This is a genomic window from Tenacibaculum mesophilum (assembly GCF_003867075.1).
Taxonomy (GTDB): domain Bacteria; phylum Bacteroidota; class Bacteroidia; order Flavobacteriales; family Flavobacteriaceae; genus Polaribacter; species Polaribacter mesophilus.
The window spans coordinates 1295142-1307520 of record NZ_CP032544.1 but is presented as its reverse complement, the minus strand read 5'-3'; the positions used below and the strand labels follow the sequence as shown (position 1 = coordinate 1307520).

The window sequence follows — 12379 nt, the reverse complement described above, 5'->3', positions numbered from 1 at the left end:
ACGAAGTTGGTTTTAGTATTTTTTCATTCCCGCTTTCGCGGGAATCTCATTTTTTAAAAGATATGTACCCAAAAAAAGAACTCGCACAATTAGTAGTTTCAGCATGCAATCAATTTAATATTGATACTGTTGTAATTTCTCCAGGCTCTCGTAATGCCCCACTTACTGTAGGGTTTTCAAACCATCCAGAAATAAAAGCATTAAGTGTAGTAGATGAGCGTTGTGCAGCCTTTTTTGCAATGGGAATAGCACAACAAAAGCAAAAACCTGTTGCCATTGTATGTTCGTCAGGTTCTGCTTTGTTGAATTATTATCCTGCGATAGCAGAAGCTTTTTATAGCAATATTCCGCTAGTTGTAATTTCAGCAGACAGACCCAAGCACCTGATTGATATTGGTGATGGACAAACCATTCGTCAAGAGAATGTGTTTAAGAACCATATTTTGTTCTCAGCTAATTTGATTGAAGAAGAAAGTCAGTTAAAAAATAATATCAGTTTATTAATTCAGGCATTACAAACTTCAATCACTCAAAAAGGACCAGTTCATATAAATGTTCCATTTGATGAACCTTTATATGAAACACTTGAAAAATCAGATTCGGTCATTGCGAACAAAGTGAAGCAATCTTTTGAAAAGATGAATGTCATTTCGAGCGCAGTCGAGAAATCTTTTGATTTAGAAAAAATAGCTTCTATTTGGAACTCTTCAGTCAAAAAAATGATTTTAGTAGGAAGTCATTTTCCTGATGTTGAGCTTCAAAAAATATTGAATGTATATGCAGAAGATACTTCTGTTTTAGTGTTAACAGAAACTACCTCAAATATATACAATTCTAAGTTTATCAATAACATAGATAAATTAATCTCTAAGTTAACTGAAGACGGGTATAAAGAGTTGCAACCTGAAGTATTACTAACTTTAGGAGGAATGGTAATTTCTAAAAGAATTAAACAGTTTTTACGAAAATTACAGCCGAAACATCACTGGCATGTTGATGAGTTAAAGGCAATGGATACGTATCACTGTTTGTCAGAATTTTTACAAGTAAAACCTGTAACCTTGTTAACAAGTCTTTCTAAGGAAAAGAAAAATGTTGAAAGTAGTTATCAACATGCATGGTTACAAGAAAAAGAACAAAGAGCTGTAAAACACGAAGAGTATTTGAAAGATTGCGAATATTCAGATTTAAAATCTTTTGAAGTTATTTTAGAAAGTATCCCAGATAATTCGCAAGTACAAATAAGTAACAGTTCAATTATTCGATATTCACAATTGTTTGATGTAAATTCTACGCTAAAAGTATTTTGTAATCGAGGAACAAGCGGGATTGATGGAAGTACAAGTACAGCTGTAGGAGCAGCATATGCCTCAAAAAATCAAACAATATTTATAACAGGAGATTTAAGTTTCTTTTACGACAGCAATGCATTGTGGAACACAAATATTCCGAAGAATTTTAGAATTATTATTTTAAACAATGCAGGAGGTGGTATTTTTAGATATATCCCGGGGCCATTAACAACAAATGCTACGGAGTACTTTGAAACACCGCATGATTTAACTGCAGAGCATTTATCAAAAATGTATGGTTTTGAATATGTTCAAATAAAAGACTTAAAGAGCTTGCAAAATAGTTTGATTTCGTTTTATGAAGAATCGGATCAGCCAAAAATAATGGAGGTTTTTACTCCAAAAGAAATAAATGACGTAGTTTTAAAAAACTATTTTAAAAACTTATAAAATGGAATTAAAAGAAGGTGATAAGGTAGATTTAGTAATTGGTGTTCAAACCGCTTTAGGTTATTCAGTATTAATTAATGAAGCATATGAAGGCTTATTGTATAACAATGAAGTTTTTAGTGATGTAGAAGAAGGAATGCGAACAATAGGTTATATTAAAAAGATACGTGAAGATGAAAAAATTGATGTATCACTACGACCGCAAGGATTTAAAAACGTAATTGATTCAGATATTGATATAATCTTAAAAAAGCTAGAAGAAAAAGGCTTTTTATTGTTAACAGATAAAAGCTCTCCTGAATCAATTAAATTTCACTTGCAGATGAGTAAAAAAGCATTCAAGAGAGCTATTGGCAGCTTGTATAAGAGTAAAAAAATAGAATTACAAGAAGACAGAATAGTGTTAAAATAAACTATTCTTGTCCTTCTTCTTCAATAATTTCCTCGTCATTATTTTTAATTTCTTCTTTCTTTTTACTTCCCATTAAATCGTTTACACGTTTAATGTTTTCGTAAAAAGCATTTGCATTAGGATCAGAAGGATCCATTTTTCCATAAGCAGCTTTGTAGTAAAAATCTGCTTTTTCGTAGTCTTTTCCAAGTTCATGGTATTTACCTATATAAAAATCACCCATATGAGAATCAGGGTATTTTATCATTACAAAATCCCCTAAAACTCTCAAGTAATCACCATCTTGTCTGTCAATTACAATATCTTCAATAACAAAAATGTCATCTAAACGAACATTTAAGTTAGAACCGTATAGATACTGAATATCTAGATATTTTTTTTCCACATACTTAATTGCATCTAAAGGAGCCAAATCTTTAACATTAGCTTCGTACTCTTCTTTAGTAATTTTAGAATATAAGCTAAACATTTGTGTAAAAGCTCTAGGAATAGTTTCTCCAATTATAGCTAAATAGCTTGGAGAAGAATCAAATTCATCAAAAACAACATTAAAGTTTTTAGCTTCATAGGATGTTAATAACGTTTTAATATCACTAAATCGATTATATTGATTAGTGTCAATGTACTTTTTGTTATTACTTGTATATAAGAAGTAAGTGTTATCTATAGAACCCAGTCTGTTAAGAGAATAAGACTCCATAATAGCTGGAGCAAACTTAGGAAAATCAGGAGTGATACAGATATAAGAATTAAAAATAGGTTTTTCATCTTTTAAGTAGTGAGTAATAAAATTAGCAGCTTTTCCTTCACCTACAATTGTCATAAAAGGAGAAGTTCTAAAGTTTCCTTCCATAAAAGGAATTAACTCATGTTTAATAAAATTAAAAAAATGTACCCCTGAACTGGTTAAGGAATTATTAGAAGGTATTATAGAAATATCTTTTCCATAAGTGTTTTTCATATCAATACCTACTACAATTTGTCTGGGTGCTTTATCTACATTAGCATAAAGTTTAGCATTACCTACATATAAATCAAAAAGATACTCGTCACCTAAAACAATAGCTAGAGGATAATTAGTAGTTTCATCTACATCATAGCCTTTTGGAAGGTAGATTTTTACATTTCTATCTTTTTCTAATTCTTTTGAATTGATTTTTTGAGTAACAACTTTTTGAGAAAAAAGACTAATACTAATTAATAGGGTAAATAATAAATATACTTGTTTCATATTTAGGGGTAAATTATATCGTTCAAATATAGAAAAGAAAAATAAAGTTATTATGTTATTTTTGTACAACTAAATAACGACAATATTTTAAAATTATGATACAACCAGACTGGAAAGTTGCCAAAGAGTACGAAGATATTACCTATAAAAAGTCACACAACGTTGCAAGAATAGCATTTAATAGACCCAATGTACGTAATGCGTTTCGACCAAAAACTACTTCAGAGTTATTGGATGCGTTTCATGATGCACATGAAGATACGAATATAGGAGTGGTATTGTTGTCTGCTGAAGGGCCATCAACTAAAGATGGAGTTTGGAGTTTTTGTTCTGGAGGAGATCAAAATGCACGTGGACACCAAGGTTATGTTGGAGATGATGGTTACCACCGTTTGAATATTTTAGAAGTACAGCGTTTAATACGTTTTATGCCAAAAGCAGTAATATGCGTGGTTCCAGGTTGGGCTGTAGGTGGCGGACATAGTTTGCACGTAACTTGTGATTTAACTTTAGCGAGTAAAGAACATGCTATTTTTAAGCAAACTGATGCCGATGTTACTTCGTTTGACGCAGGTTATGGTTCAGCATATTTAGCTAAAATGGTGGGGCAAAAGAAGGCCCGTGAAATATTTTTCTTAGGAAGAAACTACTCAGCACAAGAAGCGTATGAAATGGGTATGGTAAATGCCGTAATTCCACATGATGAGCTAGAGCAAACAGCTTTTGATTGGGCACAAGAAATTTTAGCAAAATCACCAACTTCAATAAAAATGTTAAAGTTTGCAATGAACTTAACGGACGATGGAATGGTAGGGCAACAAGTATTTGCAGGAGAAGTAACTCGTTTAGCATATATGACGGATGAAGCTAAAGAAGGACGTGATGCGTTTTTAGAAAAACGTAAGCCAAACTTCCCTAAAACGTGGATACCATAACTGATTGATAATTTTAAGAATTATGAATTACGAGTTAGAGGTTTTTAATTCGTAATTCTAAAATCATAATTCGTACTTGAAGAAATGAAAATAATTTGTATAGGACGTAATTACGCAAAACACATAGAAGAGTTAGCAAATGAAACACCAGAAAACCCGGTAGTTTTCTTAAAACCAGATTCGGCTATTCTTCCTAAAAAAATGCCATTTTTTATTCCTCCGTTTTCAAATGATATCCATTATGAGGTTGAAGTATTGGTAAAAATTAATAAGGTTGGAAAACACATTTCTCCAAAATTTGCTCATAAATATTATGACACTGTAGGCTTAGGGATTGATTTTACTGCGCGTGATGTGCAAGCACAATGTAAAGAAAAAGGATTGCCTTGGGAAAAAGCAAAAGCTTTTGATGGTAGTGCTATAGTAGGAGAGTTTTTTCCGAAAGAAGATTTTGACTTAGAAAACTTGTCTTTTCAATTACAAAAGAACGATGAGGTTGTACAAGATGGAAATACCACTAGTATGTTGTGGAAAATTGATGAGTTGATTAGTTACGTGTCGCAATATTTCACGTTGAAAAAAGGAGATATTATCTTTACAGGAACACCAGCAGGAGTTGGAAAAGTGGCAGAAAATGACATTTTAACAGGAACTATTGAAGGAAAACAAGCTTTTCAAATTAAAGTAAAATAAAATATATCCCGCTTCGGCGGGATTCTTTTTTAGATATATACATGAATGCAGAAATCATTACGATAGGAGATGAAATTCTTATCGGACAAATTATAGATACCAATTCACAATGGATTGGTCAAGAACTTAATAAAATTGGAATTTCGGTATATCAAATCTCCTCAGTACAGGATGAAAAACAACATATTTTAAATGCGTTAAAAGAAGCAGAAAGTAGAGCAGATATTGTTATTGCTACAGGAGGATTGGGACCTACCAAAGACGATATCACTAAAAAAACAATTGCTGAATATTTTAAAGATGAAAAGATTGTTGAATACCCCGAAGTAATTGATAACATTAAATACCTATTCAAAAAAAATAATCATCCGTTCAACGAAATCCAGAAGTATCAAGCGCAGCTTCCTTCCAAAGCCACCTTATTAATGAATCGTTTAGGAACTGCACCAGGAATGTGGTTCTATGAAAATAATACTGTTTTTGTATCTCTTCCGGGAGTGCCATATGAAATGAAAGGATTAATGAAGTATCATGTATTGCCTAAGCTACGGTCTACTTTTAAATTGCCATTCATTTTACATAGGACAATTATGACGGTAGGTACAGGGGAAACAATTATTGCAGAAAGAATTTCTGATTGGGAAGAGAGTTTACCTAATTTTATAAAGCTAGCCTACTTACCATCTTATGGACGTGTTCGTTTACGTTTATCAGCTAAAGGAAAAGATAAAGAGGTATTAGTGAAAGAGATGGAAAAGCAAGTTGCAGCATTATATATGCTAATACCAGAAATTATCGTAGGAGATGATAATGAAACATCTTTAGAAAAAGAAGTGGGTAAACTGTTAAAAAAACATGGGAAAACTGTTGCTACAGCAGAAAGCTTAACAGGAGGGAAAATAGCGTCAACCATAGTTTCAGTTCCAGGAGCATCTTCATATTTTATGGGAGGATTCGTTACGTATACAGCAGCTTTAAAAGAACAACTACTCAATGTTTCTAAAGAAGTTATTGATAAATATACGGTAGTAAGTAAAGAAGTAGCTTTAGCAATGGCAAAAGGATGTTTGGAGAAGTTACAAACAGATTACGCGATAGCTGTAACAGGAAATGCAGGTCCAACAACCGATCATAATGATAAAAGTGTAGGATTGGTATATATTGGTATAGCAACTAAAAGTGGAGTAGATGTTTATGAGTTTAATTTTGGGGAGCCAAGAGAAAAGGTAATTAATAGAACGGTAACCAAATCTTTAGAACTTTTACAAGCTGCCATATTAAAATAAATTAGTATTTTTGCAGCCGTTACGCTTCCAAATAGGTTAGATGCTGAGCCTAGTTTTGAAAAGATTAAAATTAATTAAAATTTAATCGAGAATATTTTTGTGCAGTAAATTAAAATGCATAAATTTGCACCTCGTTTAGAAATAACACTAAAAACTGTCAAGAAGATGTCTAGAGTTTGTGAATTAACAGGAAAAAAAGCGATGGTAGGTAACAATGTATCTCACGCTTTAAATAGAACTAAAAGAAGATTTAACGCTAATTTAATGACTAAGCGTTTCTATATTCCAGAAGAAGATAAATGGGTAACTTTAAAAGTATCTGCTTCTGCATTAAAAAATATTAATAAAAAAGGAATCTCTGCGGTTATTAAAGAAGCTAGAGAAAAAGGTTTCTTAACTAAATAATTCCTTACTAGATAAAATTTTAGAGAGATGGCAAAAAAAGGAAACAGAGTTCAAGTAATTTTAGAGTGTACTGAGCACAAAGCTTCTGGTCAACCAGGAACTTCTCGTTATATTACAACAAAGAACAAAAAGAATACTCCTGATAGAATGGAATTAAAGAAATTTAATCCAATCTTAAAGAAGATGACAGTTCATAAAGAAATTAAATAATAAGCTACGGCGTAAACTTTAATATAAAATGGCAAAGAAATCAGTAGCATCGTTACAAACAGGTTCAAAAAGATTAACCAAAGCTATCAAAATGGTAAAGTCTCCAAAATCAGGAGCTTATACATTTGTTGAAGCTATTATGGATCCAGAAAGCGTGAATGACTTTTTAGCAAAAAAGTAATTCTTGTATACAGTTTAAAGAAAAGCTACTTTCATTAGAGAGTAGCTTTTTTTATATTTGACAGTCTCAAGTTTTTTGAATACGTTAAAGATTTGGGAATTATCCTAGCAAGTCGGGCTTTCGGCAGTCGCTTCCCGAAGTATCGGGAGAGCTTTAATAAATGCCTCAATCCTTAACACTAAAGCTGTGGAACAATGACAATTTGACTGTATTAGTAAAATGGTATAGTTTTTAACCTATGTAAGCGATTATAAAATTTAAAAATGAGTTTTTTTAAGAAAATCTTCTCTAAAGAGAAAAAGGAAACCTTAGACAAGGGATTAGAAAAAACCAAAACAAGTTTTTTCTCTAAATTATCAAAAGCAGTTGCTGGTAAAGCTAAGGTTGATGATGATGTATTAGATAATTTAGAAGAAGTATTGGTATCGTCTGATGTAGGAGTAGAAACTACCCTGAAAATAATAGATAGAATAGAAGAACGTGTATCTCGCGACAAATATTTAGGAACAGAAGAGCTAAACCAAATTTTACGTGAAGAAATAGCGGGTTTATTATCAGAAACCAATACTGGTGACGACACCGATTTCACTATTCCAGCAAATACGAAACCTTATGTGTTAATGGTTGTAGGTGTTAATGGAGTAGGAAAAACAACTACGATAGGTAAACTAGCTTCACAATTTAAAAAGAAAGGGTTAAAAGTTGTTTTAGGAGCAGCGGATACCTTTAGAGCCGCAGCAATAGATCAGCTACAAGTTTGGGCAGATAGAACAGACGTACCAATTGTAAGACAAGAAATGGGTTCCGATCCTGCCTCTGTAGCTTTTGATACAGTTCAATCAGGTGTAAATCAAGGAGCAGATGTTATAATTATCGACACTGCAGGACGTTTACATAATAAAGTAAACCTAATGAATGAGCTAACAAAAATAAAACGTGTAATGCAAAAAGTAATACCAAATGCACCACACGATGTATTGTTAGTGTTAGATGGTTCAACAGGACAAAATGCTTTTGAACAAGCAAAACAATTTACGAAAGCAACAGAAGTAACTTCGTTAGCAGTAACTAAATTAGATGGTACCGCAAAAGGAGGCGTTGTTATCGGAATTTCAGATCAATTTAAAATACCTGTGAAATATATTGGAGTAGGAGAAGGTATTGATGACCTACAAGTATTCAACAAACATGAATTTGTAGATTCGTTTTTTAAATAGAAAAACATAAGTAAATAAAAAAACTCCCAATTTGGGAGTTTTTTTATTCTAAACAGTTTCAATAACCTTGTTAAAAGCCAATCTCGATTTAGGTTTTCTGTCTGGTTGATTAAAATCCTCTTCATCTCTATAGCCAATAGCCACAGCAACAACAGTTGCGTAATCTTTGTTGTTTAAAATTTTGTCATAATTTTCTGGTTCAATACCTTCCATTGGAGTGGCATCGATTCCCATTTCAGCACAAGCACTTAAAAAAACTCCTAAAGCCAAATATACTTGTCTGTTAAACCAGGCTTTAATTTCTTCTTCAGGTTTTGGCTTTATAAATTCTTTATAATAACCAACAGCACCCTCAGGGAGCTCTTCTTCAATTTGTTTTTCAAACAAATCAATATCATTAATTCGATTAAAAACAACAATGGTATCACTTTCAATAACCTTGCTAGTATTTAACCAAGATACTTTTGAAAGTTGTTCTTTAGTATCAGTGTCAGAAACAAAAGTGAATTTCCATGGTTGGCTATTTATTGAAGAAGGACTTAATTGTAAAACCTGTTGTAACTCTTTGATTTTTTCTGATTCAATTTTTTTTGAAGCATTATATTTTTTTGTTGTATAACGTTGCTGCATTGATGTTATAAAGCTCATATTCTATTTTTTAATTAAACTATAAAAATTATAGTATCAAAAGTAAGTATAGTTTTTTATCTTTGCAATAACGGTCAAAAAGGATAGTATAAATTATGGAGGTACAAGAATCTAAAACACTTAAGTTTAAAGGAAGAGAGTTCCCCTGCTGTACGAGTCTTACTATGGGAGTTATTGGAGGGAAATGGAAAACAGTAATTCTTTTTCATTTAATAAAAGGAACGCTTCGTTACAGTGAGTTAAGAAAAGAAATTCCAATGGTTACAGAACGAACTTTAAGTTTACAGTTAAAAGCCTTGGAAGAAGATGGTGTAATAAAAAGAAAAGTGTACACCTCAAAACCACCATTAAAAGTAGAGTATTCTTTAACTGATTTAGGAAAAAGTTTAATTCCTATAATTCAGTCTATCGCAGACTGGGGAGATTTTGCCGTAACAAACCATTCTAAATAATAATCTCCGTATATTATCAACTATTAGAGTTTAGATAATAAGGCAGTTTTGTTATCCTAAATAAAGCTTTTCAATTTTTATAATTACATTTGAGTATCAAATATTTGACCAATGAGAAAAGCTACTTTTTTATTATTAACTCTTCTATTTATAAGTGCATGTAAGCAAAAAGCTGTAAAGGTATATTTTAAAAGCTATGATGAATCATCAGAAATAGAAAAACAGCAAGATCACGAGAAAAAGAGAATGCAGTTTAAATTACTTCAGTCTCATTTTTTAGATTTAAATAAAGAACTCAAACCTTTTGAAAAGGAGCTATCAAGATTTTCAGAAGAAGAATATCAACAACTAAAGCCATTAATTTTAGAAAAAGATATTCCAACTATTCAAAAGAGCATAACAAATAAAAAACTCACGTACGAAAAACTAACATTATTCTATTTATATAGAATACGAAAGTTTGAAAGTGATAGTACAAAGTATTTGAATGCAATTATATCTCTAAATCCAAAGGTATTAGAAGAAGCAAGAGCAAAAGATAAAGAATCAAAAGAAGCAAATGAATTTTCCTTGAATGGAATTCCAATTTTGATAAAGGATAATATTGATGCCGCAGGAATGATAACGACTGCTGGAGCTGTAGCTTTACAAAACAACTCAACTGACAAGGATGCTTTTATTGTCAAAAAATTAAGAGAAGCGGGAGCATTAATTTTAGGAAAAGTAAACTTAAGTGAATGGGCATACTTCTTTTGTGAAGATTGTCCGTTAGGGTATAGTGCCACTGGAGGGCAAACCTTAAATCCTTATGGAAGAAAAGTTTTTGAAACAGGAGGTTCTAGCTCAGGAAGTGGAGTTTCTGTAGCAGCAAACTATGCCGTAGCTGCTGTAGGTACAGAAACAGCAGGGTCTATAACTTCACCATCAAGTCAAAACTCAGTGGTTGGATTAAAACCAACAATTGGTGTTTTAAGTCGCTCAGGAATTGTTCCGATTTCAAGTACGTTAGATACTCCAGGTCCGATGACTAAAAGTGTCGTAGACAATGTTATTTTATTTGAAGCGATGCTAGGAAAAGATAATGAGGATGCTGCTTCTTTAGAAATAGAAGATTTTAAACCTAAAGAATTACTTAATGAAAGCTACACAATCCAAGGAAAAAGAATAGGAGTGCTAAAACCTATTTTAACAGATTCTATTTATAAAGCAAGTGTAGAAAAGTTACAAGAAGCTGGTGCAGAAATTATTGAGATAATACCACCTGAAATTTCTTTTGATGGATTTATTACACTGTTGAATATAGATATGAAACATGATTTACCTGAATACTTAGCTACTCACGGAAACAAAAAGCTAACAGTGAAAAATATACAAGATGTGGTTGAGTTTAATAAAAAAGATTCTACAAAAAGAGCTCCATACGGACAACAGCTATTTGAAGGAATAATAAAAGATACGACTAGTTTAGCTCAGTTAGAGGTGGTAAAAGATAGTCTAAGTTATAATGGAAAGAAATTTTTACAAGCTTTAAAAGCCCAAAATTTAGATGGTATTCTATCAATTAATAATTATCATTCTGGTATTGCAGCAGTAGCGAAGTATCCGACATTAACAGTTCCTATGGGATATAAAAACTCTGGAGAACCTGTTAGTTTAACGTTTATAGGGAAGCCTTTTACTGAAAAAGAATTATTGCAGCTAGGGTATGCTTTTGAGAAACTAACGAAAGCAAGAAAGACTCCAGTTGATTATCATTAATAGGACTACATATAAAATAAAAACTCCCAATTCGGGAGTTTTTATTTTAATTCTCTAATTTGTATTTTCCAATATAACCAGACACATCTCCGCCAAGATAAAGATATCCATCATGCTCTTCAACAGAACTAGCTTCTGACACAACTTTACCAGTCGTGTCATAATAAGTTTTTAAAATCTCTCCATCAGCACTCAAATGCATAATCATTCCATAGCGAGCTACTTTAGGTTGTAAAAATAGAGGAAGACCATATACTAACTTTTTTACAAGAGGTTTAGAGTGTATTTCATCTAAAGAAGAATCTCTTTTAGTTGAAAAACCAAGCCAAAAACTACCATCGGTTCTTCTAGAAACTCCATTAGGAAAACCAGGTAGGTTATCAAGAAAAATATCTGTTGTTCCTTTATTACTGCCTTTTAACCAGTATCTAAGAATTCTATATTTAGCCAAATCTACCATTAACACAAAGTCATCCTTTTGAGAAACCGCAACACCGTTTCCGAAATAAGTACCCTCTATAAGTGTTTTTACTTCTTTGGTTTTCGGATTGTAACTATAAAGACCTCCATCAGGTTTAGCTTCCATTAATAGTTTCCAAATATGTGTTCTACTAAAAGGAATTTTAGAAGAAGTATTGGTAAAGTAAATAGTTCCATCAGAAGCAATGTCTACATCATTGGGGATAAGAAACTTGTTCCCGTTTTCATCTTCACTTGCTAAAGTGGTAATTTTTCCTTTTTTATCTACACTGATTAAACCTCTTTTTAAGTCACAAGCAATTAGATTTTGATTGCTGTCAAAATGCAGACCAGCAACCCAAGATTCAGTATTACAAAACACAGAAACTTTTCCCGATGTGTCAATTTTTAAAATTCTACCATCTGAAAAGTCTGTTTCAGAAATATGAACTCCACAATATAGATTTCCTTGATTATCTACTGCAATATCCTCAGGCCCATACCAACCGTCTAAATCGATGTGTTGAGTTGAGCTTAGTAGTTCATTTTCATGAAGCGCGCCTACTAATTTAGGAGGTGTAGGAGGAAACCAAGCTTCTGGATTAATTGAACATGATTTAAAAGTAACACTGGTTATAAAAATGAGTAAGATTAATAATGTAGCGTATTTTACTAATGATGCAATTTTCATTGTATTTGTTTTTATAATTTATAAAGACAAAGAAAATGACAGTAATTTATTTCTATCTT

The 12379-nt window shown here is 32.0% G+C and carries 14 protein-coding genes; 11 read left to right on the top strand and 3 right to left on the bottom strand.

What is annotated here, in order from left to right; genetic code table 11:
* The first annotated feature begins 62 nt into the window (after positions 1 to 62).
* Together menD and D6200_RS05980 are read left to right on the top strand one after the other, a co-directional pair.
* Complete coding sequence (menD, locus tag D6200_RS05985) at positions 63 to 1742, top strand: 2-succinyl-5-enolpyruvyl-6-hydroxy-3-cyclohexene-1-carboxylic-acid synthase (RefSeq protein ID WP_073183401.1); 1680 nt, start codon at positions 63 to 65, stop codon at positions 1740 to 1742.
* A gap of 1 nt (position 1743) precedes the next feature.
* Positions 1744 to 2154, top strand: coding sequence for a S1 RNA-binding domain-containing protein (locus D6200_RS05980; protein ID WP_073183399.1), 411 nt, complete (start codon positions 1744 to 1746; stop codon positions 2152 to 2154).
* A 1-nt stretch (position 2155) separates the two neighbouring features.
* On the opposite strand, the gene D6200_RS05975 is transcribed toward D6200_RS05980, so the two are convergent.
* Entirely contained in the window at positions 2156 to 3385 is a 1230-nt protein-coding gene (locus D6200_RS05975) for an alpha/beta hydrolase-fold protein (protein WP_073183396.1), read from the bottom strand.
* Positions 3386 to 3480: 95 nt separating this feature from the next.
* On the opposite strand from D6200_RS05975, the gene D6200_RS05970 reads away from it, so the two are divergent.
* The 7 genes from D6200_RS05970 (at position 3481) to ftsY (ending at position 8312) form a co-directional block, all read left to right on the top strand.
* Complete coding sequence (locus D6200_RS05970) at positions 3481 to 4320, top strand: 1,4-dihydroxy-2-naphthoyl-CoA synthase (RefSeq protein WP_047790629.1); 840 nt, start codon at positions 3481 to 3483, stop codon at positions 4318 to 4320.
* 84 nt (positions 4321 to 4404) lie between these two features.
* On the top strand, positions 4405 to 5013 hold the full coding sequence (locus D6200_RS05965; protein WP_073183394.1) for a fumarylacetoacetate hydrolase family protein: 609 nt from the start codon (positions 4405 to 4407) through the stop codon (positions 5011 to 5013).
* Between the two features lie 41 nt (positions 5014 to 5054).
* Positions 5055 to 6299, top strand: coding sequence for a competence/damage-inducible protein A (locus tag D6200_RS05960; RefSeq protein ID WP_073183392.1), 1245 nt, complete (start codon positions 5055 to 5057; stop codon positions 6297 to 6299).
* Positions 6300 to 6464: 165 nt separating this feature from the next.
* The gene (gene rpmB, locus D6200_RS05955) at positions 6465 to 6704 is read left to right on the top strand and encodes a 50S ribosomal protein L28 (RefSeq protein ID WP_047790661.1); all 240 of its coding nucleotides are present in this window, start codon (positions 6465 to 6467) and stop codon (positions 6702 to 6704) included.
* 27 nt (positions 6705 to 6731) lie between these two features.
* Positions 6732 to 6914 (top strand): 50S ribosomal protein L33, encoded by a 183-nt coding sequence (gene rpmG / locus D6200_RS05950; RefSeq protein WP_013070733.1) that lies wholly within the window; start codon positions 6732 to 6734, stop codon positions 6912 to 6914.
* Positions 6915 to 6942: 28 nt separating this feature from the next.
* On the top strand, positions 6943 to 7095 hold the full coding sequence (locus D6200_RS05945; RefSeq protein ID WP_073183390.1) for a DUF4295 domain-containing protein: 153 nt from the start codon (positions 6943 to 6945) through the stop codon (positions 7093 to 7095).
* A 263-nt stretch (positions 7096 to 7358) separates the two neighbouring features.
* Positions 7359 to 8312, top strand: coding sequence for a signal recognition particle-docking protein FtsY (gene ftsY, locus D6200_RS05940; protein ID WP_047790632.1), 954 nt, complete (start codon positions 7359 to 7361; stop codon positions 8310 to 8312).
* A gap of 48 nt (positions 8313 to 8360) precedes the next feature.
* Here the strand turns inward: ftsY and D6200_RS05935 are convergent, their stop codons facing one another.
* Positions 8361 to 8960: a nitroreductase family protein gene (locus D6200_RS05935; RefSeq protein WP_047790633.1), complete on the bottom strand. Its 600-nt coding sequence runs from the start codon at positions 8958 to 8960 to the stop codon at positions 8361 to 8363.
* A 95-nt stretch (positions 8961 to 9055) separates the two neighbouring features.
* On the opposite strand from D6200_RS05935, the gene D6200_RS05930 reads away from it, so the two are divergent.
* Together D6200_RS05930 and D6200_RS05925 are read left to right on the top strand one after the other, a co-directional pair.
* Entirely contained in the window at positions 9056 to 9412 is a 357-nt protein-coding gene (locus D6200_RS05930) for a winged helix-turn-helix transcriptional regulator (protein ID WP_047790634.1), read from the top strand.
* Between the two features lie 111 nt (positions 9413 to 9523).
* On the top strand, positions 9524 to 11170 hold the full coding sequence (locus tag D6200_RS05925; RefSeq protein WP_073183388.1) for an amidase family protein: 1647 nt from the start codon (positions 9524 to 9526) through the stop codon (positions 11168 to 11170).
* 46 nt (positions 11171 to 11216) lie between these two features.
* Here D6200_RS05925 and D6200_RS05920 read toward each other — a convergent pair whose 3' ends face one another.
* A complete protein-coding gene (locus D6200_RS05920; protein WP_073183386.1) occupies positions 11217 to 12320 on the bottom strand; it encodes an SMP-30/gluconolactonase/LRE family protein in 1104 nt (367 codons plus the stop codon).
* Between the last annotated feature and the right edge of the window lie 59 nt (positions 12321 to 12379).